At 38.2% G+C, this 25,821-nt stretch carries 24 protein-coding genes; 12 read left to right on the top strand and 12 right to left on the bottom strand.

Going from position 1 to position 25,821, the window contains the following annotated elements:
• Window positions 1-308 precede the first annotated feature (308 nt).
• From xylA to J3U42_RS06695, 4 genes are all read left to right on the top strand, one after another.
• Window positions 309-1,628, top strand: a complete 1,320-nt coding sequence (xylA, locus tag J3U42_RS06710) for a xylose isomerase (RefSeq protein WP_267336025.1) — start codon at window positions 309-311, stop codon at window positions 1,626-1,628.
• 76 nt (window positions 1,629-1,704) lie between these two features.
• Window positions 1,705-3,162 carry a xylulokinase gene (gene xylB, locus J3U42_RS06705; protein WP_220218320.1) on the top strand — a complete coding sequence of 486 codons (1,458 nt, stop codon included), beginning with the start codon at window positions 1,705-1,707 and terminating at the stop codon, window positions 3,160-3,162.
• Between the two features lie 386 nt (window positions 3,163-3,548).
• Window positions 3,549-5,195 carry a family 43 glycosylhydrolase gene (locus J3U42_RS06700; RefSeq protein WP_267336024.1) on the top strand — a complete coding sequence of 549 codons (1,647 nt, stop codon included), beginning with the start codon at window positions 3,549-3,551 and terminating at the stop codon, window positions 5,193-5,195.
• A gap of 18 nt (window positions 5,196-5,213) precedes the next feature.
• Window positions 5,214-6,449, top strand: a complete 1,236-nt coding sequence (locus J3U42_RS06695; protein WP_267336023.1) for an MFS transporter — start codon at window positions 5,214-5,216, stop codon at window positions 6,447-6,449.
• 75 nt (window positions 6,450-6,524) lie between these two features.
• On the opposite strand, the gene J3U42_RS06690 is transcribed toward J3U42_RS06695, so the two are convergent.
• Entirely contained in the window at window positions 6,525-7,718 is a 1,194-nt protein-coding gene (locus J3U42_RS06690) for a XylR family transcriptional regulator (RefSeq protein ID WP_267336022.1), read from the bottom strand.
• Between the two features lie 435 nt (window positions 7,719-8,153).
• Between J3U42_RS06690 and rpsL the strand changes: the two genes are divergently transcribed.
• The 5 genes from rpsL (at window position 8,154) to J3U42_RS06665 (ending at window position 15,153) form a co-directional block, all read left to right on the top strand.
• Entirely contained in the window at window positions 8,154-8,528 is a 375-nt protein-coding gene (rpsL, locus tag J3U42_RS06685) for a 30S ribosomal protein S12 (RefSeq protein ID WP_034883792.1), read from the top strand.
• 100 nt (window positions 8,529-8,628) lie between these two features.
• The gene (gene rpsG / locus J3U42_RS06680; RefSeq protein WP_034883788.1) at window positions 8,629-9,099 is read left to right on the top strand and encodes a 30S ribosomal protein S7; all 471 of its coding nucleotides are present in this window, start codon (window positions 8,629-8,631) and stop codon (window positions 9,097-9,099) included.
• A gap of 109 nt (window positions 9,100-9,208) precedes the next feature.
• Window positions 9,209-11,311 (top strand): elongation factor G, encoded by a 2,103-nt coding sequence (fusA, locus tag J3U42_RS06675; RefSeq protein ID WP_220218323.1) that lies wholly within the window; start codon window positions 9,209-9,211, stop codon window positions 11,309-11,311.
• Window positions 11,312-11,380: 69 nt separating this feature from the next.
• Window positions 11,381-12,565, top strand: coding sequence for an elongation factor Tu (gene tuf, locus J3U42_RS06670; RefSeq protein ID WP_220218324.1), 1,185 nt, complete (start codon window positions 11,381-11,383; stop codon window positions 12,563-12,565).
• 518 nt (window positions 12,566-13,083) lie between these two features.
• Entirely contained in the window at window positions 13,084-15,153 is a 2,070-nt protein-coding gene (locus tag J3U42_RS06665) for a TonB-dependent receptor family protein (protein ID WP_267336021.1), read from the top strand.
• Window positions 15,154-15,216: 63 nt separating this feature from the next.
• Here the strand turns inward: J3U42_RS06665 and J3U42_RS06660 are convergent, their stop codons facing one another.
• Window positions 15,217-15,936, bottom strand: a complete 720-nt coding sequence (locus J3U42_RS06660; protein ID WP_220218326.1) for a Crp/Fnr family transcriptional regulator — start codon at window positions 15,934-15,936, stop codon at window positions 15,217-15,219.
• Window positions 15,937-16,097: 161 nt separating this feature from the next.
• Here J3U42_RS06660 and J3U42_RS06655 point away from each other — a divergent pair, with 161 nt between their 5' ends.
• The 3 genes from J3U42_RS06655 to J3U42_RS06645 all read left to right on the top strand — a co-directional run bounded on the left by J3U42_RS06655 (window position 16,098) and on the right by J3U42_RS06645 (window position 17,779).
• Window positions 16,098-16,433 (top strand): cupin domain-containing protein, encoded by a 336-nt coding sequence (locus J3U42_RS06655; RefSeq protein WP_267329357.1) that lies wholly within the window; start codon window positions 16,098-16,100, stop codon window positions 16,431-16,433.
• Window positions 16,434-16,453: 20 nt separating this feature from the next.
• A complete protein-coding gene (locus tag J3U42_RS06650) occupies window positions 16,454-17,218 on the top strand; it encodes a class I SAM-dependent methyltransferase (protein ID WP_220218328.1) in 765 nt (254 codons plus the stop codon).
• 225 nt (window positions 17,219-17,443) lie between these two features.
• A complete protein-coding gene (locus J3U42_RS06645; RefSeq protein ID WP_220218329.1) occupies window positions 17,444-17,779 on the top strand; it encodes a zinc ribbon domain-containing protein YjdM in 336 nt (111 codons plus the stop codon).
• Window positions 17,780-18,490: 711 nt separating this feature from the next.
• Here the strand turns inward: J3U42_RS06645 and fliR are convergent.
• From fliR to fliI, 10 genes are all read right to left on the bottom strand, one after another.
• On the bottom strand, window positions 18,491-19,279 hold the full coding sequence (fliR, locus tag J3U42_RS06640) for a flagellar biosynthetic protein FliR (protein WP_267336020.1): 789 nt from the start codon (window positions 19,277-19,279) through the stop codon (window positions 18,491-18,493).
• A 5-nt stretch (window positions 19,280-19,284) separates the two neighbouring features.
• Window positions 19,285-19,554: a flagellar biosynthesis protein FliQ gene (fliQ, locus tag J3U42_RS06635; RefSeq protein ID WP_220218331.1), complete on the bottom strand. Its 270-nt coding sequence runs from the start codon at window positions 19,552-19,554 to the stop codon at window positions 19,285-19,287.
• A 23-nt stretch (window positions 19,555-19,577) separates the two neighbouring features.
• Window positions 19,578-20,318: a flagellar type III secretion system pore protein FliP gene (fliP, locus tag J3U42_RS06630; protein WP_324169862.1), complete on the bottom strand. Its 741-nt coding sequence runs from the start codon at window positions 20,316-20,318 to the stop codon at window positions 19,578-19,580.
• Window positions 20,319-20,324: 6 nt separating this feature from the next.
• On the bottom strand, window positions 20,325-20,741 hold the full coding sequence (fliO, locus tag J3U42_RS06625; RefSeq protein ID WP_267336019.1) for a flagellar biosynthetic protein FliO: 417 nt from the start codon (window positions 20,739-20,741) through the stop codon (window positions 20,325-20,327).
• Window positions 20,741-21,121 (bottom strand): flagellar motor switch protein FliN, encoded by a 381-nt coding sequence (fliN, locus tag J3U42_RS06620; protein ID WP_366915680.1) that lies wholly within the window; start codon window positions 21,119-21,121, stop codon window positions 20,741-20,743. Before fliN ends, fliO begins: the two co-directional genes overlap by 1 nt.
• Window positions 21,114-22,079 carry a flagellar motor switch protein FliM gene (gene fliM, locus J3U42_RS06615; RefSeq protein WP_370634073.1) on the bottom strand — a complete coding sequence of 322 codons (966 nt, stop codon included), beginning with the start codon at window positions 22,077-22,079 and terminating at the stop codon, window positions 21,114-21,116. The genes fliN and fliM overlap by 8 nt, the downstream gene beginning before the upstream one ends.
• 77 nt (window positions 22,080-22,156) lie before the next feature.
• Complete coding sequence (locus J3U42_RS06610; protein ID WP_220218335.1) at window positions 22,157-22,624, bottom strand: flagellar basal body-associated FliL family protein; 468 nt, start codon at window positions 22,622-22,624, stop codon at window positions 22,157-22,159.
• 180 nt (window positions 22,625-22,804) lie between these two features.
• Window positions 22,805-23,989 carry a flagellar hook-length control protein FliK gene (locus tag J3U42_RS06605; RefSeq protein ID WP_267336018.1) on the bottom strand — a complete coding sequence of 395 codons (1,185 nt, stop codon included), beginning with the start codon at window positions 23,987-23,989 and terminating at the stop codon, window positions 22,805-22,807.
• The gene (gene fliJ, locus J3U42_RS06600) at window positions 23,979-24,443 is read right to left on the bottom strand and encodes a flagellar export protein FliJ (RefSeq protein WP_267329350.1); all 465 of its coding nucleotides are present in this window, start codon (window positions 24,441-24,443) and stop codon (window positions 23,979-23,981) included. The genes J3U42_RS06605 and fliJ overlap by 11 nt, the downstream gene beginning before the upstream one ends.
• Window positions 24,444-24,464: 21 nt before the next feature.
• Window positions 24,465-25,805 carry a flagellar protein export ATPase FliI gene (fliI, locus tag J3U42_RS06595; protein ID WP_416380447.1) on the bottom strand — a complete coding sequence of 447 codons (1,341 nt, stop codon included), beginning with the start codon at window positions 25,803-25,805 and terminating at the stop codon, window positions 24,465-24,467.
• Window positions 25,806-25,821 lie beyond the last annotated feature (16 nt).

Genomic DNA, 25,821 nt, shown 5'->3' with positions numbered 1-25,821 from the left:
GCTCAGCGGTAGAGGTGGTTTTGTCTGATTGCCAATTTATTTTCCGCTATTTCAATTATCTTCATCATGCCATAACAAGGCTCTGCACTCATCAGCTCATCTCCAATTCCAATAATTCACCAATAGAGTTTGATCTACATCACAAAAACCAAAAAACATAAAAATAGTACAAAATTTAATAATTGTTGTTGCGTTAAAAATTCATGCATATTGATGACAGCACTTAAGCCATTGATAGTCTATCTAAAAATGGCTTAAAAAAAACAACGATTAATCAACCATGTATTAACCGAATTTAGAGGTAAATTATGAGTCATTATTACGACAAAATAGAACGCATCAACTACGAAGGCACACAAACAGACAATCCTTTTGCATTCAGGCACTATAATCCCAACCAAATCATTTTGGGTAAAACCATGGCGGAACATCTACGCTTATCAATTTGTTATTGGCACACTTTTTGTTGGGCTGGGACAGATATGTTTGGCTCAGGCGCATTTCACTATCCATGGCAAACTGGCTCAGATCCATTAGCTAATGCAAAAGCGAAAGCCGATATAGCCTTTGAGTTCTTTTATAAAATGAATGTGCCTTTTTATGCTTTTCATGATGTTGATGTCGCACCCGAAGGCAATTCAATCCAAGAATATATCAATAATTTAGCAATCATGACTGATATTTTACTGGCTAAACAGCAACAAACCGGCGTTAACTTACTTTGGGGCACCGCCAACTGCTTTACCAATCCTAAATATGCTGCCGGCGCCGCCACTAATCCCGATCCGCAAGTATTTGCCTGTGCTGCCACACAAGTTGTCCACGCCATGAATGCAACACATCAATTAGGTGGGCAAAATTATGTCCTTTGGGGCGGACGTGAAGGATACGAAACACTGTTAAATACTGATCTGAGAAAAGAGCGTGAACAGCTTGGCAAGTTTATGCAACTGGTGGTTGAAAACAAATATAAAATCGGTTTTAAAGGCGCATTACTGATTGAGCCAAAACCGCAAGAGCCTACCAAACATCAATATGATTATGATGTCACAACCATTTATGGCTTTTTAAAACAATTTGGCTTAGAAAAAGAGATTAAAGTTAATATCGAAGCTAACCATGCAACACTAGCTGGTCACTCATTCCAACATGAGGTTGCCTCAGCTATCGCACTTGATATCTTTGGCTCACTTGATGCTAACCGAGGCGATCCGCAACTAGGTTGGGATACCGATCAATTCCCAAATAGTGTAGAAGAAAATAGCCTTGTCATGTACGAAATTCTCAAAAGTGGCGGTTTTAAAACCGGTGGACTTAATTTTGATGCCAAAATTCGTCGTCAAAGTGTTGATAAATATGATGTATTTTACGGGCATATTGGCGCAATCGATACCATGGCATTATCATTGAAGTGCGCAGCGAAAATAATAGAAGATAACGTTCTTGAGCAAAAAGTCACGCAACGATATGCCGCTTGGGACGAAAACTTAGGACAACAAATCCTACAAGGCAAGATGACGCTACAAGACATTGCGCAGTATAGTTTGGCCAATAATCTACAACCAAAACCTTGCAGTGGTGAACAAGAGAAGTTAGAAAATCGAGTTAATCGATTAATCTTTGGCTAAGCTAATTGTTGGTTGTAAACTAATCAGGTTAACGGTATCGTTAACCTTGGTAGTCAGCAGTAAAATGGAGAAGAGTATGTATATTGGTATTGATTTAGGCACTTCGGGTGTCAAAGTGATTTTAATGGATGAACAACAACATATTGTCACAACATTAACCAAACCACTCACCGTGTCCCGCCCACATCCATTATGGTCAGAGCAAGATCCGGAGCAGTGGTGGCAAGCAACCGATACGGCAATGCGTGAGCTTAGTGAGCAACATAATTTACAATCGGTAAAAGCCATAGGTTTAAGTGGTCAAATGCATGGTGCGGTATTACTCAATCAACAATCACAAGTATTAAGACCTGCAATACTTTGGAATGACGGGCGCTGTGATATTCAGTGCCACCAACTAGAACAACAGGTGCCCACTTCCCGCCAAATTACCGGTAATTTAATGATGGCAGGTTTTACCGCCCCTAAAATTAAATGGGTACAACAGCATGAACCGGACATCTTTGCTCAGATCGATAAAGTATTGCTCCCTAAAGATTATTTGCGTTTTAAAATAACCAATCAATTTGCTTCAGATATGTCCGATTCAGCCGGCACCATGTGGCTTGATGTAAGAAAGCGTGATTGGAATGATGAACTACTAAAAGCCTGTGGCTTAACACGACACCATATGCCAACGCTATTTGAAGGCAATCAGATCACCGGTTATGTGACCGATGAAATCGCTAAACGTTGGGGCATTAATCAGATTGCGGTGATTGCTGGCGGTGGTGATAACGCAGCCGGTGCGGTTGGGGTAGGTTTACATCAATCGGGGCAAGCGATGCTCTCATTGGGTACTTCCGGCGTCTATTTTGCCGTGACCGATCAGTTTATTAGCAACCCCGAGCAAGCCATTCACAGTTTTTGCCATGCCTTACCCAACCGCTGGCACCTAATGTCGGTAATGTTGAGCTGTGCTTCTTGCCTCGATTGGGCGTGTCAGTTACTGGACATTGAAGATGTGCCAACCTTACTGACTCTAATTGAGGCGCAACCGATCGATGACAAACCTTCGGTCTATTTTTTACCGTATTTATCCGGTGAAAGAACACCTCACAATAATCCCGAAGCTAAAGGTGTATTTTTTGGCTTAACTTATCAACACAACAAAGTCGATCTGGCAAAAGCGGTATTACTGGGGGTTAGCTATGCCCTTGCCGACGGCATCGATGCAGTTCATCAAACTGGCGTCACACCCGATAAAATTTTGGTCATTGGTGGCGGAGCCCGCAGCCGTTATTGGCGACAATTGCTGAGCGATGTTTCTGGTTATCGCATTGAATATTGTGAAGGTAGCGAAGTGGGTCCGGCATTAGGGGCAGCAAAACTGGCGCAAATCGCTTGTCATCCCAATACGGCGATAAGCGAACTGCTTGCGCCATTGCCAATTGTTCAAACGCATCAGCCCGATCGCAATCTCTACCAATATTATCAGCAACAACGCACTACTTTTAGAGATATTTATCAGCAACTTAAACCATTGATGTCATAATTATGACTTGCAGAATACCCTGTTAGGGTGTTCTGCACCTGTTACCCTGCCCTTTTTGCTTTCTTTGCTTTCTTTGCCTTCTTAACGATATTAAACAATTTATCACTATTTATCTTTATTTATCTTTGGCTTTCTAAAAATAACACGCATTAGCCAATAGATGATTTGTTAGGCTAACCCCTCTTTTTCTAATTATGTTAATTGAATAGGAAAATTTTATTACTCAGAGTGTGACACATATCTCATTAATAAGATTTCATAAATTTGAAATCAAATTTGATAATAACAATACAGGCATAGATAAATTATATTGGACTAAACAACCTTAAAACTTATTTTTTTGATAAGTATTTTTATCCATAATCTAACATTAAGAGAAAATAAAAATGCCTAAAATAAAAAATCCGGTGATACCGGGCATGTCTCCTGATCCGTCAATCATTCGTGTTAACGATACTTACTATATCGCCTCATCTACTTTTCATTGGAATCCAATCATTCAAATTTTTCAATCAAAAGACCTCGCTAATTGGCAACTCATTGATTATGTATTTAAACATGGTGAGGTCAATTTATCCGGAACAAATACCCCCGCCGGTGTCTGGGCGCCGCATTTGTCTTATGATTCGATAAATAAAAAATTTTGGCTAATATACTCGCATATGAAAAACATGGCCGGGCGAGAGTTTAATGCTGACACTTATGCCATTTGCGCTGAGGATATTAAAGGGCCTTGGTCAGCGCCAATTTATCTTACCTCTATCGGTTTCGATCCGGCGCTGTTTCATGATGATGACGGTAAACATTATTTAACCATTTTAGAGTGGGAAACCCGACAAGGTTATCAAGCACCAGGGCATATTGTTATTGCTCAAGTCGATCTTGCTGAAGGAAAGCTCGTCAGCCCGTGGCATCGGCTAACGCAAGGTTTTACAACTCGAGGTTGCGCTGAAGCGCCGCAGATTTATAAAAGGCTTGATAACTATTATTTGATAATAGCTGCCGGTGGTACGGGCTATGCGCACGGTATTGAAATCGGTCGAGCTAAAGATATTTATGGCCCTTATCAGCCCCACCCGTCCGGTGAGCCGATTGTCACCTCCTCACCTAATCATCTATTTTCATTAGGCGATCCCGATGCCGGCCATTTTGAAATGTTCAATCCTAATTCACTGATGCAAAAAGCGGGACACGGCTCACTTGTTGAGAGCCAAAACGGCGATTGGTATATTGCTCATCTGATGTCCAGACCAATAAAAGACACACTACTCAATCCGCTTGGTCGAGAAACCTCAATCCAAAAAATGCAGTGGACTGATAACGGTTGGCTTGTCATGGCAGACGGCTCTAATTTAGCCAAAATGGAATTTGATTCTGCCCTACCACTTGAGGACGAAATAAGTCATGACGTGATTGACGAGTTCGATCATGGCTATCAATTAGCGTTTATGACGCCTTATCAACATCAATCCAGCCAATGGGTGAATACCCATGAACGCCATAGTCATTTGCGAATATATGGGCGAAACTCGCTATTTTCTCAAGTGGCGCCGTCGATTATGGCAACTCGGGCTACTTCGTTTGACTATTACGTTCAAACTAAAGTTGAATTCCACCCGGAACACTACTCACAAACCGCCGGTGTTGGTCTTTATTATGACTCAAATAATTGGCTCTATTTACATTTAACTTATAGTGAACATCTCAAGACCCCGGTTTTAACCCTACTACAAGCAAAACTGGGTACCAGAATCGAATATGTCAATCACCGTATTGCTATCCCAAACGGAGTTGTGGAACTAAAATTATCCTACCAACATGGCAAGGTTGCGCTACTTTACCGACTCGATGACGCATGGATGCCAATTATGCAAGCGCTAGATGTCCTTTATTTATCGGATGAAGGCGTCAATGGCGAACCGGGGGAAATAGGTGGATTTACCGGCTTATTTAATTTTATTGCAGCTGTCGATAGCTACCAACATCAATCTTATGCCGATTTTGATTATTACTACGTGATCAACAATGGTTAATATTTTAGGTAAAGTATTATGAAAACAACAATTCCATTAACTCGACTTATTCCCGGACTAATTATCGGCCCGGCATCGTGGTTAGGTCCCTATATTGCCGCATCAAGTCTCTTTTTACCGGCGCTAATTCAACAAATTGATGAAAACAGTAAGTTCCAATTATTAGCGCTATTTTCTTCTAGTGGTATGATAGCTGCGGCGATGTCAAATATGCTTGCAGGCTATTTATCGGATCGAACACGCTCCAAATTCGGTAATCGCTCACCTTGGATTGTAGCCGGCGCTGTCGCCTTTATGTTATCCATGATATTAGCTTCAATGGCCAACAGTATTCCTTTTTTGTTGTGTAGTTGGTTACTCGGCCAAGTTGCTTTAAACTTTATTGTTGCTCCTATGGTAGCCTGGATAGACTTTGCCGCTGAAGAGAGAAAAGGCACGGCCTCGAGCGCTTATGGCGGACTAGGTATGGCGTTAGGTAACAACGGTTTTACAATACTTGCTGCGATGTTTCTAGGCAACTTTCGATTTGGCTTTATCGTTTTTGGTATTATTACATTCATTGGCGTATTACTGTCGGTATTGATTGTAAAAGAGCCTTCAAACCTTAACCAAACGAGGGAAAACAAATTATCCAAAAGCGATAAAAAATTCCAAGATACATTGGATATCTTTCCCAAATGGGAAATCGGGCGAGACTATTATTTGGCATTAATTGGGAAACTTTTTCAAGGCATCAGTAACTTTACTATCATCGGTTGCATACTGTTTATTTTGACCGATTTTATACAATGCAATCCATCTGAAACAGAAAATGCCATCCAGCTCCTTAATTTAATTATGTTAATTTTTGGCATTTTAATGGGATTTATTGCCGGTCCAATCTGCGATAAATTAAAAGTGCTCAAACTACCGGTTGGGTTATCTACCCTCTTATTAGGCATTGGTGCATTAAGCTTATTGCTATGCCCAAATCAAATAGGCGTGTTAATTTATGCATTTTCCGCAGGAATCGGCATGGGAATATGGAATTCACTCGACAATTTATTGAATTTACAAGTCATCCCCGATAAGAATCAAGTAGCCTTTTTTTTAGGGTTCTATAATCTCGGTAACACAATAACTCAAGCAATTGCACCAATTATTACCGCATATGTGATCCTTTTTTGGGACTTTTCAGCTATTTTTATTGTCTCTTTTGTGTTTGCCATGATTGGCGGCACGGCCATACTTTTAATTCGTTCAGTTGACAAATAAACGCATCAAAAAGGAAAAGGAAAAATATTATTTAAGCTTTTTCCTTTTTGTTTATGTTACCTATTATTCATGACGTTAAAGTGGCGCCGACTTAAGTGTGGTAAATTGCCGTCTAAAATCTTTAGGGGTCATACCATAACGTTTCTTAAACAGAAAATAGAAATACTGAACTGACGGATAACCACATTGCTGAGAAATGGTTTGAATGGATAAGGATGACTCAAGCAGAAGGTATTTAGCCTGATTAAATTTTTCTTCATGAATAACGGCATGAATGGTTTTACCTAATGACGATTTAAATCGAATTTCCAAATTAGAGCGTGATATCTGCATTTGTGAAATTACTTGCTCCACTTTAATTCCTTTACAGGCATGATCTCGAATATAGTGAATGGCTTGGATAACATAGGGATCTTGAATCGATCGATAATCTGTCGAACGTCTGGCAATCACTTTTTTAGGAGCTATAAGTAAAGGACTCACCGGCACGTTACCTTTCATAAAGCGTTTTTGGAGCAAGTTTGCCGCATTAAATCCCATCTCTTCCGTACCTTGCTTAACGGTCGATAACGATACCATTGATAAATCATTGATGACTTCCTCATTATCAATACCAATTAGACATAACTCTTCCGGTATTTTTATGCCTGCTCTATCACACGCCTGTAAAATATGGTGTGCTCTGGCATCATTGACGGCAATAATACCGGTATTAATCGGCAAAGAGAGCAACCATTTAGAGAGCTTATCTAAGCCTTCTTGCCAATTATCAAGCGAAGTAGACATGCCTTGATAAATAAACCCTTCATACCCCTTTTGGGCTAAAATTTGCTTAAAAATGTCTTCTCGCACCCCAGCCCAACGACAATATCGGTTAGAAGGCAAACCGTAAAAGGCAAATTGACTAATCCCCTTAGCGCACAAGTGATTAAATGCACTTTCAATAATGGCAAAATTATCAGCAGCAACATAAGGCACATTAGGATAGCTCGATGTACCATGATAAGAGCTACCCACCCCAATTATTGGAATTTGAACATGTTTAAGCAAATCGGCAATTTCCGGATCATCAAAATTAGCAATAATCCCATCGCAGTCAAAACGAAAAGAGGTGGTCGTGTCATAACGCAGCGTTTCAGAGATATAAATATTCCAATGAATATGGTGTGACTTTAAAAAATCACCAATACCTTTTAAGATTTGACGATCGTAAATATTATTAGCATTAAATAACAATACAACTTTATAAGGTTCATTTTTTACATTCATCACAATTACGCACAACATTTATCCAATAACCAGTATCATATTACCGTTTTTTTTGATAAAAATTTAGCTTAAATTTCTACCGTTTGTCTCTTCCTATCTTAATGACCATTACCCTATGCTTAAGCTACATTAATACTCAATATTTGCTTAGGCAATCTACGGCATTGGATAATCATTGGGATAAAAGTGATGCATAAAACCTCAGCAATAACTTATCAATAAAAGATAAACTTTGTTTAACAAGATGATGCTTGATAACCAAAAATAGTTTAATTAAATAACATAATGAACTTGTGGTAATACTTGACATTATGCCTGTTGAGGTCTAGAATCTTGCGACCCAAAACTTATATCCATAGGCTTTGGGCTACAGTTATTAATTACGTATCTAAAAAGCAATTTTTAAATTTATTTTAATTAATCAGGAGCTTATTAATGGCAACAATTAATCAGCTGGTACGCAAACCAAGAGCGCTAAAGGAAGCGAAAAGTAACGTTCCTGCCCTTGAAGCATGCCCGCAAAAACGCGGTGTTTGTACACGTGTTTACACAACTACACCGAAAAAACCAAACTCAGCATTACGTAAAGTATGCCGTGTACGTTTAACCAACGGTTTTGAAGTAACTTCTTATATCGGTGGTGAAGGTCATAACTTACAAGAACATAGCGTGATTTTAATCCGCGGTGGTCGTGTTAAAGATTTACCTGGTGTTCGTTATCACACTGTTCGTGGTGCATTAGACTGCGCAGGTGTTAAAGATCGCAAACAAAGCCGTTCTAAATACGGTGTGAAACGACCTAAAGCTTAATGGAACTCCGTTAAGTAAGGCCAAACTATAATAATTCCATTTAACTCATTTGAGTTTTGGGTAAACCTGAAAATTTATAACATATAAACGGAGTATTCCAATGCCACGTCGTCATGTTGTCGGTCAAAGAAAAATTTTACCTGATCCGAAATTCGGTTCAGATTTACTGGCGAAATTTGTAAATATTTTAATGATAGATGGTAAAAAATCTATCGCAGAATCAATCGTATATTCAGCTCTTGATAAATTAGCTGAGCGTAGTGGAAAAGACCACTTAGCAGCTTTCGAAGTTGCACTAGATAACGTAAGACCAACTGTAGAAGTTAAGTCTCGTCGCGTTGGTGGTTCTACATACCAAGTTCCTGTTGAAGTGCGTCCAGTTCGTCGTAATGCACTTGCAATGCGTTGGATTGTAGATGCAGCACGTAAACGTGGCGATAAATCAATGGCTTTACGCCTAGCGAATGAACTTATGGATGCTTTTGAAAACAAAGGTACCGCTGTGAAAAAACGCGAAGATGTTCATCGTATGGCTGAAGCTAATAGAGCGTTTGCACACTATCGTTGGTAATCTTTCCACTGGTATTAAGTGGCTTGAAATTAGACTGACAGCACATATCTACTGTCAGTCAACCTAAATGATATTTTATTAAGCAAACGATTCTAAATAGAGGATTAATATGGCTCGTACAACCCCTATAGCACGCTACCGTAATATCGGTATCAGTGCACATATTGACGCAGGTAAAACAACAACTACCGAACGTATTTTGTTTTATACTGGTGTAAGTCACAAAATTGGTGAGGTTCATGATGGCGCAGCTACCATGGACTGGATGGAACAAGAACAAGAACGTGGTATTACTATCACTTCAGCAGCGACAACTGCATTCTGGTCAGGTATGGGACAACAATTTGAACCACACCGTATCAATATCATCGACACCCCGGGACACGTTGACTTCACAATCGAAGTTGAACGTTCTATGCGTGTTTTAGATGGTGCAGTAATGGTTTACTGTGCAGTTGGTGGTGTTCAACCTCAATCAGAAACAGTATGGCGTCAAGCAAACAAATATAAAGTTCCACGTATCGCATTTGTAAACAAAATGGACCGTATGGGTGCTAACTTCTTACGTGTTGTTGATCAAATCAAAACACGTTTAGCAGCTGTGCCAGTTCCTTTAGTTCTACCAATCGGTGCTGAAGAAGCATTTACCGGTGTTGTTGATTTACTTAAACGTAAAGCAATTAACTGGAATGATGCTGATCAAGGCGTAACATTTACTTATGAAGATGTACCAGCAGACATGGTTGAGCAAGTCGAAGAATGGCGTGCAAACTTAATGGAAGCTGCTGCAGAAGCTAACGAAGAGTTAATGGAAAAATACCTTGGTGGTGAAGAGTTAACTGAAGAAGAAGTTAAATTAGCATTACGTGAACGTGTACTTGCTAATGAAATCATCTTAGTAACTTGTGGTAGTGCCTTTAAAAACAAAGGTGTTCAATTTATGCTTGATGCGGTAATTGAATATTTACCAGCACCAACTGATGTACCAGCAATTAAAGGTGAACTAGCAGACGGTGAACCAGCTGAGCGTCACTCTAGTGATGATGAACCATTCTCATCATTAGCGTTTAAAATCGCCACTGACCCATTTGTTGGTAACTTAACCTTCTTCCGTGTTTACTCGGGTGTGGTTAATTCTGGTGATACTGTTCTTAACTCTGTTAAAGACAAAAAAGAGCGTTTTGGTCGTATCGTTCAGATGCATGCTAATAAACGTGAAGAAATTAAAGAAGTTCGTGCCGGCGACATCGCTGCTGCAATCGGTCTTAAAGATGTAACGACTGGTGATACACTTTGTGCTGAAAGCGCACCAATCATTCTTGAAAGAATGGAGTTCCCTGAACCAGTTATCTCTGTTGCAGTTGAACCTAAAACTAAAGCTGACCAAGAAAAAATGGGTCTTGCTTTAGGTCGTTTAGCACAAGAAGATCCTTCATTCCGTGTTCACACTGATGAAGAATCTGGACAAACTATTATTTCTGGTATGGGTGAGCTTCACTTAGAAATCATCGTTGACCGTATGAAACGTGAATTTAAAGTAGAAGCAAATGTTGGTAAACCACAAGTAGCATACCGTGAAACAATTCGCAACGAAGTTGAACAAGAAGGTAAATTTGTTCGTCAGTCTGGTGGTCGTGGTCAATATGGTCATGTATGGTTAAAAATCAAACCATTGGAAGCTGGTGGCGAAGGTTACAAATTCAACAATGAAATTGTTGGTGGTGTAGTTCCTAAAGAATACATCCCGGCAGTTGATAAAGGCTGTCAAGAACAAATGAAAAACGGTGTTCTTGCTGGTTACCCAATTGTTGATGTTGAAGTCACTATCTTTGATGGTTCTTACCATGATGTTGACTCATCAGAAATGGCATTTAAAATTGCCGGTTCAATGGCATTTAAAGAAGGCTTTATGAAAGCTAAACCTGTGCTTTTAGAACCGATTATGAAAGTAGAAGTTGAAACCCCTGAAGATTATATGGGTGATGTTATCGGTGACTTAAACCGTCGTCGCGGTATGATCGAAGGTATGGAAGATACTGCAACTGGTAAAACAGTTAAAGCACAAGTTCCACTTTCTGAAATGTTTGGTTATGCAACAGACCTACGTTCTCAAACACAAGGTCGTGCTTCTTACTCAATGGAGTTCTTGAAGTACAATGAAGCACCAACAAATATTGCAACAGCAATTATTGAAGCTCGTAAAGCGAAATAATTTTTACATAAATAAAGTAACACTTCCCTTTTAAGATAAAGGGAAGTGATTTAATAAAGGAACATTAAGATGTCTAAAGAAAAATTTGAACGTACAAAACCCCACGTTAACGTTGGTACAATCGGCCACGTTGACCACGGTAAAACAACTTTAACTGCTGCAATTACTTCTGTACTTGCTAAAAAATTCGGCGGTCAAGCTCGTGCATTCGATCAAATCGATAACGCACCTGAAGAAAAAGCACGTGGTATCACCATCAACACTTCACACGTTGAATACGACACACCAACTCGTCACTATGCACACGTTGACTGTCCGGGACATGCTGACTATGTTAAAAACATGATCACTGGTGCGGCTCAAATGGACGGCGCTATCTTAGTAGTAGCAGCAACTGACGGTCCTATGCCACAAACTCGTGAGCACATCCTTTTAGGACGTCAAGTAGGTGTTCCTTACATCATCGTATTTTTAAACAAATGTGATATGGTTGATGATGAAGAGTTATTAGAATTAGTTGAAATGGAAGTACGTGAACTTCTATCTCAATACGACTTCCCGGGTGATGACACTCCAGTAATTCGTGGTTCAGCGTTAAAAGCATTAGAAGGCGACGCAGCATGGGAAGATAAAATTGTTGAATTAGCTGAAGCTTTAGACAGCTACATTCCGGAACCAGAGCGTGATATCGATAAACCATTCCTACTTCCAATTGAAGACGTGTTCTCAATTTCAGGACGTGGTACAGTGGTAACAGGTCGTGTAGAGCGTGGTGTAATCAAAGTTGGTGAAGAAGTTGAAATCGTTGGTATCAAACCAACTACAAAAACAACTTGTACTGGCGTTGAAATGTTCCGTAAATTACTAGACGAAGGTCGTGCTGGTGAGAACGTAGGTGTATTACTTCGTGGTACAAAACGTGAAGAAATCGAACGTGGTCAAGTATTAGCAAAACCAGGTTCAATTACTCCACATACAGATTTTGAATCAGAAGTGTATATCCTAAGCAAAGATGAAGGTGGTCGTCATACTCCATTCTTCAAAGGCTACCGTCCACAGTTCTACTTCCGTACAACTGACGTAACGGGTACTATCGAATTACCAGAAGGCGTAGAAATGGTAATGCCAGGTGATAACATCAAAATGACAGTATCATTAATTCACCCAATCGCAATGGCAGAAGGTTTACGTTTTGCGATTCGTGAAGGTGGTCGTACTGTTGGTGCTGGTGTTGTTGCTAAAGTTATCAAATAATTATAGCTAACTATAAAGCGCATCGTAATGCGCTTTATCTCAGCAAAAAAGGCGCATATATTTGCGCCTTTTTTATTTTCTATAACGTTAATACAGCTGTTTAGCATGTAATTTAAATTTAAACCTTTTTACTGAGATAAATGGCTATCATTTGCCAAATTCAAAGTAACACCATTGCAAAATGCAATCTCAGCTTCTCCACTCGCCGCTGCCAATACTTTTACATCCAAGAAATCAGCAATTGCTAGCTTTACGCCACAGTTAAACAAAAAATATTCATCACAATTGATATCGTCAGTTATTTAGTTAAATTTATAAAAAAAAGATCATCATTCCACGCCTAAACAGCATCAAAGCGTTATTTGTTTTTCTTTTAGTTAATTATTACCTTAGGTTGGCAATAATAGAATTTTAAATTAACGCTATTTTTTACCAGATTTTGATAAATGTCATAGGATAATACCGATATTTCGCAAATAATAATCATTATCATTTATTTTTTTGGGAAAGAAGATATTATGTGTAAGTTCAAGAAAATCGCTCAACAAACAATACTGACTTCACTTTGTTCAACCGTGGTATTGAGTCAATACTCGTTAGCAGACAATAGGCCTGATGTGATATTAGTCACACCAAATAATGAATTATCTAAACATAGTGCATTGTCACCCAGTTACCAGCAGGAACAGAACAAATTAAATCAAACGGCTGGCGCAACGAATCTTGTTGTTCCCGATCAAGAAAATAGGCTATCGACACTACAAGATGCATTGGATTATCAACCCGGCATTATTATTCAGAATTTTTTTGGTGGGATAGATCAACCACGATTGAATATTCGCGGTTCTGGCGTTCAAAGTACGCCTCTTTCACGGGGTGTTTTAATATTGCAAGACGGTTTGCCTATTAATGATGCTGACGGCGATTTCCATATCAGTACGCTCGATATGCGAGATTCCCGATTGATTTCTATTTATCGCGGTGCCAACAGTAGTCATCCACAAAGTAATAGTTTAGGGGGAGAGCTGAATTTTATCTCGTTCACAGGAAAAGATGATAATGGTACTGCTCGCTATGAATATGGAGCATATGGTCGACAAGCCACTCAAATTGCTATAGGCAATAGTAGTGAGTCATATGGTATTGACGGCCGATTGAGTTTATCTTATGACCATTTCGACGGTTACCGTCATCATTCAACCTCACAGCGTAAAACAGCTCGAGCGAATTTTGGCTTTACTTCTGATAATGTTGAAAACCGCACATGGCTGAGTTGGACAGATGTACGCTTTGATATACCCGGACCACTTTCGCAAAGTAAATCAAAACACTCTCCTAGGGCAATTGAAAACATTATCACGCTAACCGACCCGCATCGCCATACCGAGCAAGCCCGTATAGCTAATCGAACTAATTGGACTTTTGGCGATCAATCTCTTGAACTCGGTGTCTGGCACCAGCAAACTCATGATAATTTTATTACACCAGCCGATTACACATTAAGTCATAGTCGCACCACCGGTACTGAGCTGGCTTATCAATCCAAATTTAACGACATTACGTTTCATAGTGCTCTTGCTTGGGATAAAACAAATTTGGATCGCAAGTTATTGATGAATCGACGTAATACACCAATGTTTAAACGTTTGCTTGGTAACTATACAGCCGTTGCAGAAAACATGAATGGTGCAATCGGCACATCTTGGAATATTAATGACGCTTGGCAGTTGAACCTAGATACCAAAGTTACACACGCCAAACGAAATGTCGATACTCGCCATAGCAATAATAAGCTCAATCAGTCTTGGACATTTTGGTCACCCAAAATCGGGATAATTTGGACGCCGACAAGTGATAACCGCTTTTATGGTAACTTAAGTACCAGTAATGAGCCGGCATCATTTCGTGAAATTATTACCAGCAATGGAAGAAAAGCACAACTAAATAAGCTTGATCGCCAAAAAGGTATCACCGCTGAAATTGGCGGTAGCGGTAAAATTATTGAGAATGTAAATTGGGATGTAGCTTTATATCGCAGCATTATTAAAGATGAATATATTTCTGCTTATGATGCCAATGGCAATACCGTAGGCATATCCAATTATGGCAGTAAAACCCGTCATCAAGGCATTGAAGCGGGCATAAAAGGCTTGTTACCTTCAGTCTTAAACAGGGGAGATATCGAATATCGTTTAGCCTGGACTTATAGCGATTTTCGTTTTCAAGGCGGGCAATATAATCATCATTATATTGCAGGCATTCCAAGAAATATCATCAATGCTGAATTACTCTATAAAATAGATAACTGGACGTTTGGTCCTAATTTACACTGGTCACCGACTAATACGCCAGTTGATCACGCTAACAATATGCATATTCAGTACCGTGATCAATATGCTGTTTTTGGATTTAAGATAAATTATCAAAACCCTAAAGGCTGGTCAGGTTACATAATTGCCGATAATCTAACCAATAAACATTATGCAAGTGCATCAGTTGCTAATCACGTAGTTGCATCAAAAAATGACATGACGTTATTTAGTGCAGTGGGCTTTAATCTTAATGGTGGGATTGTTTATCACTTTTAATCGCTACCTACATATTATCATCTGACAGCATAACTATGGTGTCGTTGTCAGATGAGATAACAATTAAAATGAACGCTTGGAAGGTAGCGTTAACCCCTTCAGGTAGGCCGGCTTTAATACTTTAATAGAATGATTCTCAACTTTGATGATCTGATCTTTTCGCCAACTAGAGATAAGACGGCTTAATGTCTCATAACGCATACCCAACTTAGTTGCCAACTGACTGCGTGATATTGGTAATACAAATTGATAGGTATTTGTTGGGTTAGTACATAACGATAAAAAATAAGCCGCTAATCTTTGCTCTGCTGAGCTTGATGTTAACCAATCAATATTATTAATCTGTTCATATAATTTAGCACTAAAATTAACCAGTAAGCGCTGCATAATAATTGGGTGATCATGACAAACTTTGAGTAAACTGCTCTTATCAATCAAAAGTAAAGAACAGTCGGTTTTAGCTCGAATCGTCATTGGAAAACGGTTATGCGGCATAAAAATTGCGGCAATGGCGACTAATTGATAACTTGAGAATATACCAAAAATTTTTTCCTCACCGAGATAAGTATTTCGATATACTTCAACTTGCCCCCTAATCACCAGAGCACATCCCGATAAAGGCATCCCTTCATGCCCAAACATATCACCGATATCAAGTTCCATATACTGTGCAGTTTCAATAATTGGCAACAAAGCGCCATGGGTTAATCCATTAAATAATTTAACTTGGCTTAACCAATCAAAAATTTGTTGTTCGGTGGGTCTATTTTTGACAAATGTCATAGGTTTTACCTAAAGATACTTTTAAAATAAATTTAATATAGTTGATAACAATTCTTATTTCAACACTTAACTTTTTTAATAACCACATGAAATATCAGGGTTTATTTAAAAAATTACCTAAAATTTATAGTACAAGGTTCGACTTTCGATAGGAGTATACAATGTCAAACAACACGATTACCCCCGCTCAAGCACTTGAACTCAATTCATTAATTACGCCAACTGAACAAGGTATTGCAAGCCGTGTTTTAGCTAAAACAACAGGCGGTAATTTAACGTTATTTGCTTTCGATAAAGGACAAGGGTTATCTGAGCATAGCGCCCCTTTCGATGCAATTGTTATGGTGATCGAAGGCGAATTGACATTAACGATTGATGGACAACCTGTTACAGCAAAACCCGGCACTATTGTCAGAATGCCGGCTAATATTCCTCATGCCGTTGAAGCGCCACAAGCGGCGAAAATGCTTTTAGTCATGCTAAGAGAAATCAATTAAACGACAATTAAGGAATAAAGATGAACAGCAATAAAGAAGCCGGGCATAAATTCCTTGCTAAATTAGGCAAAACCCGATTACGCCCGGGAGGTAAAAAAGCCACCGAGTGGTTATTTAAGCAAGCACTCTTTACGCCACAAATGCAGGTACTTGAGATTGCTTGCAATATGGGCACAACCTCTATGGAGATTGCTAAGCGTTTTGGCTGCCATATTACAGGTATTGATATGGATAAGTTGGCTTTAGCAAAAGCAGAGGAAAATATTCGAAAAAATAAATTAGACCACTTAATCCACATCCAGCAAGCTGATGCATCAAAACTGCCGTTTGCGGATAACAGCTTTGATATAGTGATTAATGAGGCGATGCTTACAATGTATGCCGATAAAGCCAAAAATCATCTATTAAAAGAGTATTATCGTGTATTAAAGCCAGGTGGGAAATTACTTACCCATGATATTATGCTGGTTAACCCAAAACAGTCTGAGCAAATTATCAAGCATATTCGTCATGCAATCAATGTTAATGCTCAACCAACCAGCATTGAATCATGGTATCAATTATTTAACGATGCCGGATTTGTTGATATTAAATCCGAGCATAATGCAATGACATTGATGTCGCCAAAAGGGATGTTATACGACGAAGGTCTGTTTGGCACACTAAAAATCATTCGCAACGCCTTGCGCAAACAAAATCGCGCACAATTTTTTAAAATGTTTAAAACGTTTAAACATCATCATGACCAACTTAATTATATTGCAGTTTGTAGCACTAAAGCTTAATCAACAAGTTAATTGAGATACATGTTTATTTCCAACAATAGTCCTTTGGAACTTGGGGTTATGGTTAATGCCATAACCCTATTTTTTTATCTGCCAAAACCTAAAACGATAAAATCCCTAATCACTCAGCAATAGGCAAGCAAGTTGGCTGGGAATATCATGACTTCATAGCATTTTTTTGCTATAGTGAACGCCATTTTATTTAACTTGGATTAATCATAACCCATGGAAACTATTCCTAATTGCCCAGTTTGCCAATCTGAACACACCTATCACGATGGCACCTTTTACGTTTGCCCTGAGTGTGCTCATGAGTGGGATCCGAATCAAACAGCCTCATCTGAAGACGAACGACAAGTAAAAGACAGTAATGGTAATTTACTTGCTGACGGTGATGATATTATTTTAATTAAGGATCTTAAATTGAAAGGTTCATCTACTGTACTTAAAAAAGGTGCCAAAGCGAAAGGTATTCGTTTAGTTGACGGTGATCATGAAATCGATTGTAAAATCGATGGCATGAAAATCATGTTAAAAGCTTGTTTTGTAAAAAAAGCTTAATCCCACCGCTGTTTAATGCTGGTTTTACCAGCATTAAGTATCACTGCTGTTATGCATACGTTTTCATTAACTGTCATCTCTGTTTTTCTCTTTAAATAACATCTTAAGCCAATTTTATACTTAAACACCTATAAAATCTGAAACTTCTTGACAAAAAATCTCTTTAAACTTTAAACATCTGTTTCATTTTTCTGTTTTTTAATTAACAAAAAACCATAACATAACTGAAATATGTTCAAACATCTGTCCAGAAATAAGCGCTGACAAATGTGGTAGTGTGGAAATTAAATTGGTTAACATTGCTAAGCCTAATAATAGGGTTATCGGATAACCGATTACAAAAATGGAGAGTTGCGGTATGATTGAATCAATTTTTTACTTAAACACATATAAAATCTGAAAGTTTTTGACAAAAATCTCTTTAAACTTTAAACATCTGTTTTCATTTTTCTGTTTTTTAATTAATAAAAAACCATAACATAGCTGAAATATGCTCAAGCATCTGTTCAAAAATAAGCTCTGAAAAATGTGGTAGCGTGGAAATTAAATTGGTTAACATTGTTAAGCCTAATAAAAGGGTCATCGGATAACCGACTACAAAAATGGAGAGTTGCGGTGTGATTGAATTTTTTACTTAAACACCTATAAAATCTGAAAGTTTTTGACAAAAATCTCTTTAAACTTTAAACATCTGTTTCATTTTTCTGTTTTTTAATTAACAAAAAACCATAACATAGCTGAAATATGCTCAAACACCTGTTCAAAAATAAGCTCGGAAAAATGTGGTAGTGTGGAAATTAAATAGGTTAACATTGCTAAGCCTAATAATAGGGTCATCGGATAACCGACTACAAAAATGGAGAGTTGCGGTGTGATTCGGTTTAATAGCCCTAAAGCTAAGTTGACTATCAATAGTAATGTCAGTAATGGTAATGCTAGCATTAAACCATTGATAAAGAGCAAACCACTCATCTCGATGACGGTTAAATAACCATTGTGATTTAAAGGATCGGTGGCTATTGGAATAATATTAAAGCTATTTGATAAGCCATACAACAACCATAAATGGCCGTCGAGATTTAAAAAAATCAGTAAGGCGATTAAATTAATTAATCTTGATAACACAGATGTGGAAGGCCCACCTATGGGATCAAAAAAGGTTGCCATGCCTAACCCCATTTGCATAGAAATCAATTCGCCGGAAAACCGCATAGAGATAAACGCTAACTGCATAGCAAAACCAATCATCACACCAATCATAATTTGCTGAGCGATCACCCAAATCGCGGTTAAAGAATATATCGATAAGTCATCACTAAGCGGTGGAGACGGCAACAGCATCGCAATGATTAAGGCTAATGCTATTTTTACACGGTTAGGCACCTCTTTTTCACCAGTAATGGGCGCAACCATAATCAAAGCCAAAATACGCACAAAGGGAAAGAAGCAACCTTTAATCCAAGAGAAGAAATCGATATTGAAAAGCGTCTGAATATCCATAACGCTTAACTGGTTAAATTAGGAATATCAGTAATAACAATCCGAATATAGTCAATCATTGTCGAAAGCATTGTTGGGCCTAAAATGATTAACACCACAATAACCGCTATAATTTTAGGAATGAATGATAATGTCATTTCATTAATTTGGGTTGCTGCCTGCAATAAACTGATAATTAAACCGGTAATTAAAGCAGCTAACAGTATTGGACCAGCCAATGAAGCGGCAACTTTAATCGCTTGCATGGCTAACGTGCTAATATATTCAGAGGGCATATCGTTCCTTAATCAAATCGACATTAGCTAAAAAAACTTTGTGCTAAAGAGCCTAATAACAGGTGCCAACCATCTGCTAACACAAATAACATTATTTTAAATGGCAGGGAAACCGTTGCCGGAGGAACCATCATCATCCCTAGCGCCATTAAGGTGCTGGCAACCACTAAATCTATGACTAAAAACGGAATAAACAAAGTAAATCCGATCTGAAATGCGGTTTTTAATTCACTGACCACAAAAGCCGGTACAAGCACAGTTAATGGAATATCGTCACGAGTTTGAATATCACCAGCATGCGACATATTAACAAACAGTGCTAAATCGTTTTCACGTGTCTGGGTTAACATAAATTCACGTAGTGGTTTGCTGGCGCTGGCTAACCCCTCTTGCATGGTAATTTGATTTTGTGAATAAGGAATATACGCATCGTGATAGATTTTATCGGTCACCGGCGACATGATAAAAAAGGTCATAAACAGTGCAATACCTAAAATAACCTGATTAGGCGGGGCTGACTGAGTGCCCAGCGCATTACGTAATAAACCTAAAACAATGATGATGCGAGTAAAACTCGTCATCAATAACAAAATAGCCGGTATGAATGTCAGTAAAGTCAGAAACACTAAAGTTTCAACAGGTAATGACCAACTTTGTACACCATTAGATGATGTCTGAGTCATAATCGACAGCGGCGTGACATCAGCAGAACTATAGAAACTAAATAACAATAAGCTGAGCAAAATAACCCATTTTGACCACACTATTTGTTACTCCTTTTTAGATTTTAACGCTGACTGTAATAGTTGGTGAAACAAGCTATCTTTTTCACTTTCATTCGTTTCGGGTGGTTTGGCTAACAGCATTTCGGTGCGCTGCTCATTGATCGTATGCAGTAGCGTCATTTGATGTGGCGTGATACCCACAACCAGGAGTTTATGATCGACATAGATGAGAACAACCCGTTCTTTAGGACTAATGTTGAAAGTAGCTTTAACTTCCATAAGTTGTTCGCCACGCTTTTTCCAGTTAATACGTTTAACCAACCAAGCTAACAACACAATCATTGCTATCACACCGATTAATGAAATTGCGAACGATGAGCCGACTTGTGAATAAAAATTCATATCAGCGGGCATTGTTGTTGAACTGGTACTTGCCACAGTTGGCGCTGTTATGTTATTCATTAGCGACTCAATCGGCGTACACGTTCTGAAGGCGTAATAATATCGGTTATGCGTACGCCATAATTATCACCGACCACCACAATTTCACCTTGAGCAATTAAATAACCATTAATTAATATATCTAATGGCTCACCGGCTAATCCGTCTAAAGCAATCACTGAACCTTGTGTTAGATTTAATAGATCTTTAATTGCCATTTTAGTTCTGCCAAGCTCGACACTTAAGTTAACCGGAATATCCAAAATAAGATTTATATCTTGTTTTTTCACTTCGGATTGTTGTGGTGATAATGTTTCAAAGATCACATCTTGTGTGGTTGGCTTATCATTTGTTTCATTTTGAGATTGAGTATCATCGCTATTTTGTTTGATATCAGTCATTGAACACTCCTTCATTCAATTGTTCTAATACAGGATTACTTACCTGTTCTACTTGAATTGCGTATTGTTTATTCACTCGACCATAATGCCCTTTTAATACTGGCACACCGCCAATTGTGACATCAAGGCTATCTGGCTTTTCTATATCTAAAATATCATTGACTTTTAATGCCAATAGTTTTGCGACAGTCGTTTGAATTTGAGTGAAGTTGGCGACTAATTCAACGGTTGATTGTTTAATACCACTGGTTAAAGAGCTCATCCAAACATTGTCATCTTGATAAGTTTGTTGCTCAATCGGTGGTTTAATTAATAACTCTTTGATAGGTTCAACCATTGCATAAGGAATGCAGATACAAAACGTAGCTTTACTGTTTCCAATTTCCACTTTGAACGTTGTGGCTAAAACCACATCGTCAGGTGAGCTGGTGATATTAGTAAATTTGCTTTGTACTTCTGATCGAATATATTCTGTTTCAATAGTGTAAATATCTGTCCAAGCATTTTGATAAATCGTTAATGCAAGCTCTAATACCCGTTTAATAATCTGTTGCTCAGTATGGGTAAATTCTCGCCCTTCGGTTTCCACTTTGGCGGCATGCCCATCACCACCAAATAGCGTATCGACGACAATAAAAACAATTTCAGGTGAAAATGAAAATAAACTTGTGCCCCGTAAAGGATTAAGGTGAACTAAATTTAAATGATAGGTAGATGAAACTTCTGAAAATTCTTTAAACGTTTGTGTTTCAATTGGCGAAGCAATCACGTCAGTATTACGGCGCAATAAATTGAATAAACCAATCCTAAATTGCCGGGCAAAACGTTCATTAATAATTTCTAATGCCGTTAAACGCTCAGGAATAAAACTATGTTTAACCGATAAATCATAAGGTTTTACTTCGGTTTTTTTACCTTGTAGGGTTTGAGTATCAAATCCGTTATCATTTTTTTTCATTGATGAACTATCCAATAACTCGGTATCGGAAGGCTCACTATTATTGACAGTAGATTTGAACTTATCGGACATAGAAATCACCGTATAATAAAATCAGTAAATAATACTTCATCAATTTTTACCTTATGTTTTGCATCATATTGGCGTGATAAAGCTGTCTTAATTTGTTCTTGTAAATCGATTTTGCCGGCTTCTTTTTTAAGATCACTGACATACTGTTTAGAAGTTAAAAGTAATACATCGCTTCTTACTTCCGGCAGATATTCTAATAACACCGTTTTTTGCTCTTCATTAGCAACGCGTAATACCATACCAACATAGAGAATTTTATTAATATCAACACTCTCTTCTGAGGTTGGTAGTGATATAGTGAAAGGTTTTAATGTTAAAAAAACCGGTGATACAATTTCCACCTCTTCTTGAGCCTGGACGGTATTTTTGGATTTATTTTGTAACCACAAATAAGCAGCAGCACCTAAGGCTAACAAAGTAATGAGAATAAGTATTAAGTTAAAAACACTTATTTTTTTTTGTGTAGTTGGCATAATTATTATTATCTCAATAAAAATAAAGAAAATTTATAGCTAAATAAATAGCAAAAAATTATAAAAATAATAAATCATGCAAAAAGAATTAATTTGAAGAATAGGCAATAAAAATACCACCTATTCGACCTTTTCAGCTTTTATTGATAACAGACATTAGATTATTAACATCATCACTATTTAAGCAAAGATACTGAGCCCGGAATAAGTCGATATCTTTTCTTGATGAGATTGCTCGATTGATTCATCAAAATCATCTGGTAATAATTCATCCATAAATTCTTTATGTTGGGAATCACTGGATGATGGTTCTGAATCATTCTTCATTGAAAACTCTCTGATATCGGTATGCTGTAATGTCATCCCTTGCTCTTCAAGCGAAGTTTTAAGATAGGGTAATGCGGACTCCAATACGCCTTTAACGGCATTATGTGCAGCCAGCATTTGAAGATTAAGCTTATCATCAATCATAGCTAGTTTGATATGTAACGATCCTAATGTTTCGGGGTGAAGTTTAATTTCAGCATTTTGTACACCTTGACGACAGATCATAGTGATTTTTTCAGTTAATGATGTTTGCCATTTTGAGACATCAATCGGCATCGGAAGTTTCATGGCAAAAACTTCCGAATTAGGCATCGTAGACGGCAATAAAGTAGTCAGAAAATTTTGCCCGTCAACCACATTAAAAAAAGAGGATGATTGCTCTAAATTAATTGGGCTTATGTTTTCAATATTATTGAGCTGTTCCATTTGCTCAACAATAGAGTTAAAACTCGGTGTCGTATTTTGAGTATTGATACTAGTTTGCAAAGGTGAGAGATAACTTTGTACTTTATCAACGTTGGCATGCTCGATAGTTTGCTCGTCGCTGTTTGAATTTGATAAGTGTGTCACCTGATCTTTCACCGAAGTTTTACTATAAAATTGCTCGCTTTCATTAATTGAAATAAGTAATCGTTGAGCTGATCGAATGTCAATCGCCGCATATTGCTCGCCACTATCTTCAACTACCCTATCTAACATCAACGAATCAGTCAATTTAGTATTGATTGTCGAGATGCTATCTTCACCTATTTCACCTTGGTTGAATGAGCAATCAATTGTTAAGCTCGTTTGTTGTAAGTTAAACGTATCGAATGGATTAGCCATTGCGATTAAGATATCATTGACATCACTTTCATCATATTTATCGACAATATCAGATTCAGCCGTTAGGCCATTTTCGGTGACATCTATTTGCTTTTGGTTTTGCGCTAAAAGTTGCTGAAATAACTCACCGTCAGCAAACGACGGATCGGTTTGATTAAATTCTAATTGTTGAGATGTGTTTAATGATATATCACTGGTGAGATTAATATTCATTCAATGCTCTCCTTGCTAATTGCTGTTGGGCAAATTCATCGGTCATTTTTTGCTGTAAACGACTTTGTTGTTGCATATATTTTTGATGTTGTTTATTGAGCAGCGTTGTAAAAGTATTTAAATTTTTTTGCGATTGATTAAGTTCATTGGTGATCTGTTTTTGTTTGATATCCAACGTTAATAACAACTTTTTTTGTTGTTCAATACCATGTTCAATTGCTGAAATAAATGCATTAAAATTACTTAACTCACACCCTTTAATGCCGTTTGATAGTGCATCATTTAATCGTTGTTGATATTCGGTATAATAATCATTTAATACATTAAGCTGCGACTGCGCATTACGTTGATTATCATGAGCATGTTTCAATTTTATTAATGTGTTATCAACCGATTTTTGGGCTAATTTTTTTAACGTTAAAAATGCAAATTGTCCCGGATTTTGCTTATTCATTATTATTTCCTAACTGACAACTTAAGAACCAACTATACTTAACAACTGCTGATAAGCTTCTTGATAACTACAATGCTCATCAATCCCTTGTTGTAAAAAATGCTGCATCGCCGGAAACAACTTGATCGCTTGATCTAATAATCGATCGGTGCCCGATACATAAGCCCCCACATTAATCAAATCACGATTACGCTGAAAGCTGGAAAAAAGTTGTTTAAATAAACGTGATTTTCGTTCATCTTCCGGTGCAGTCAAATCGGTCATTACACGGCTGATCGACGCTTCTATGTCAATAGCAGGGTAATGCCCTGATTCAGCAAGCTGGCGTGACAATACAATATGACCATCTAAAATTGCTCTTGCCGAATCGGCAATTGGGTCTTGCTGATCATCGCCTTCTGTTAATACCGTATAAAAAGCGGTAATCGCACCTTTACCTTGCGCATCATTACCCGCTCGCTCAACTAAGGCCGGTAGTTTGGCAAAGACGGACGGTGGATACCCTTTAGTAGCAGGCGGTTCACCAATTGCCAAAGCGATTTCTCGTTGCGCCATGGCATAACGGGTTAAAGAATCCATGATGAGTAACACATTGAATCCTTGTTCTCGAAAGTTTTCGGCAATTTTGGTGGCGTAGGTTGCACCTTGTAAGCGCAGTAAAGGCGAAACATCAGCAGGAGCGGCGACCACAACTGATCGGGCAAGTCCTTCTTCACCAAGGATATTTTCAATAAAATCTTTAACTTCTCGTCCACGTTCGCCAATTAATCCTACAACAATAATATCGGCCTTTGTATAACGAGCCATCATGCCCAGTAATACACTTTTACCCACACCGGAACCGGCAAATAATCCCATCCGTTGTCCTTGACCAACAGTGAGTAAAGCATTAATAGCTCTAATGCCAACATCTAACACCTGACTAATAGGCGTGCGCTGTAGTGGATTGAGTGATTTACTGGCTAATCCTTCATATTCGATATGTTCTGGCAACGGTTTTCCGTCAAGTGGTTTACCCATTGCATCAACTACTCGCCCTAATAAGCCCATACCAATTGGCAAAACTTTATGACTAAAATGGGCTAAATCGTATTGGGAGGTATATACTCTGGCACCAAGCAAAATACCGTCAGTTGATTCAAATGGCATTAAATATAGTGTTTGCTCATTGAAACCAACAACCTCACACTCAACCGCTTCATTTTTTCCATGCGTTTGTCGCTCTACAAAGCAGTTTGAGCCTAACGGTAGTTTTAATCCGACCGCTTCTAAGACTAATCCGGATGCTTTAACTAATCGCCCATATTGCCGAATCAAAGATAAAGATTGCAGTTGCGTTGTTGCCCGATCAATCTTAGCCATCCATTGAGAACCAAAC

This window comes from Gilliamella sp. B2923, from assembly GCF_026536565.1.
Lineage (GTDB): Bacteria > Pseudomonadota > Gammaproteobacteria > Enterobacterales > Orbaceae > Gilliamella.
This window is presented reverse-complemented; position numbering and strand designations above follow the sequence as displayed.

Bases quoted from the DNA above. Each gene is read 5' to 3' on its own strand.
- fusA (WP_220218323.1), top strand. From the start codon at position 9,209: ATGGCTCGTACAACCCCTATAGCACGCTACCGTAATATCGGTATCAGT.
- fliQ (WP_220218331.1), bottom strand. From the start codon at position 19,554: ATGCCCTCTGAATATATTAGCACGTTAGCCATGCAAGCGATTAAAGTT.
- J3U42_RS06655 (WP_267329357.1), top strand. From the start codon at position 16,098: ATGTCAAACAACACGATTACCCCCGCTCAAGCACTTGAACTCAATTCA.
- J3U42_RS06665 (WP_267336021.1), top strand. From the start codon at position 13,084: ATGTGTAAGTTCAAGAAAATCGCTCAACAAACAATACTGACTTCACTT.
- fliN (WP_366915680.1), bottom strand. From the start codon at position 21,121: ATGACTGATATCAAACAAAATAGCGATGATACTCAATCTCAAAATGAA.
- xylB (WP_220218320.1), top strand. From the start codon at position 1,705: ATGTATATTGGTATTGATTTAGGCACTTCGGGTGTCAAAGTGATTTTA.
- J3U42_RS06605 (WP_267336018.1), bottom strand. From the start codon at position 23,989: ATGAATATTAATCTCACCAGTGATATATCATTAAACACATCTCAACAA.
- J3U42_RS06690 (WP_267336022.1), bottom strand. From the start codon at position 7,718: ATGAATGTAAAAAATGAACCTTATAAAGTTGTATTGTTATTTAATGCT.
- J3U42_RS06695 (WP_267336023.1), top strand. From the start codon at position 5,214: ATGAAAACAACAATTCCATTAACTCGACTTATTCCCGGACTAATTATC.
- fliI (WP_416380447.1), bottom strand. From the start codon at position 25,805: ATGGCTAAGATTGATCGGGCAACAACGCAACTGCAATCTTTATCTTTG.
- fliJ (WP_267329350.1), bottom strand. From the start codon at position 24,443: ATGAATAAGCAAAATCCGGGACAATTTGCATTTTTAACGTTAAAAAAA.
- J3U42_RS06645 (WP_220218329.1), top strand. From the start codon at position 17,444: ATGGAAACTATTCCTAATTGCCCAGTTTGCCAATCTGAACACACCTAT.
- fliO (WP_267336019.1), bottom strand. From the start codon at position 20,741: ATGAATAACATAACAGCGCCAACTGTGGCAAGTACCAGTTCAACAACA.
- rpsG (WP_034883788.1), top strand. From the start codon at position 8,629: ATGCCACGTCGTCATGTTGTCGGTCAAAGAAAAATTTTACCTGATCCG.
- J3U42_RS06650 (WP_220218328.1), top strand. From the start codon at position 16,454: ATGAACAGCAATAAAGAAGCCGGGCATAAATTCCTTGCTAAATTAGGC.
- J3U42_RS06660 (WP_220218326.1), bottom strand. From the start codon at position 15,936: ATGACATTTGTCAAAAATAGACCCACCGAACAACAAATTTTTGATTGG.
- fliR (WP_267336020.1), bottom strand. From the start codon at position 19,279: ATGGATATTCAGACGCTTTTCAATATCGATTTCTTCTCTTGGATTAAA.
- J3U42_RS06610 (WP_220218335.1), bottom strand. From the start codon at position 22,624: ATGCCAACTACACAAAAAAAAATAAGTGTTTTTAACTTAATACTTATT.
- rpsL (WP_034883792.1), top strand. From the start codon at position 8,154: ATGGCAACAATTAATCAGCTGGTACGCAAACCAAGAGCGCTAAAGGAA.
- tuf (WP_220218324.1), top strand. From the start codon at position 11,381: ATGTCTAAAGAAAAATTTGAACGTACAAAACCCCACGTTAACGTTGGT.
- J3U42_RS06700 (WP_267336024.1), top strand. From the start codon at position 3,549: ATGCCTAAAATAAAAAATCCGGTGATACCGGGCATGTCTCCTGATCCG.
- xylA (WP_267336025.1), top strand. From the start codon at position 309: ATGAGTCATTATTACGACAAAATAGAACGCATCAACTACGAAGGCACA.
- fliM (WP_370634073.1), bottom strand. From the start codon at position 22,079: ATGAAAAAAAATGATAACGGATTTGATACTCAAACCCTACAAGGTAAA.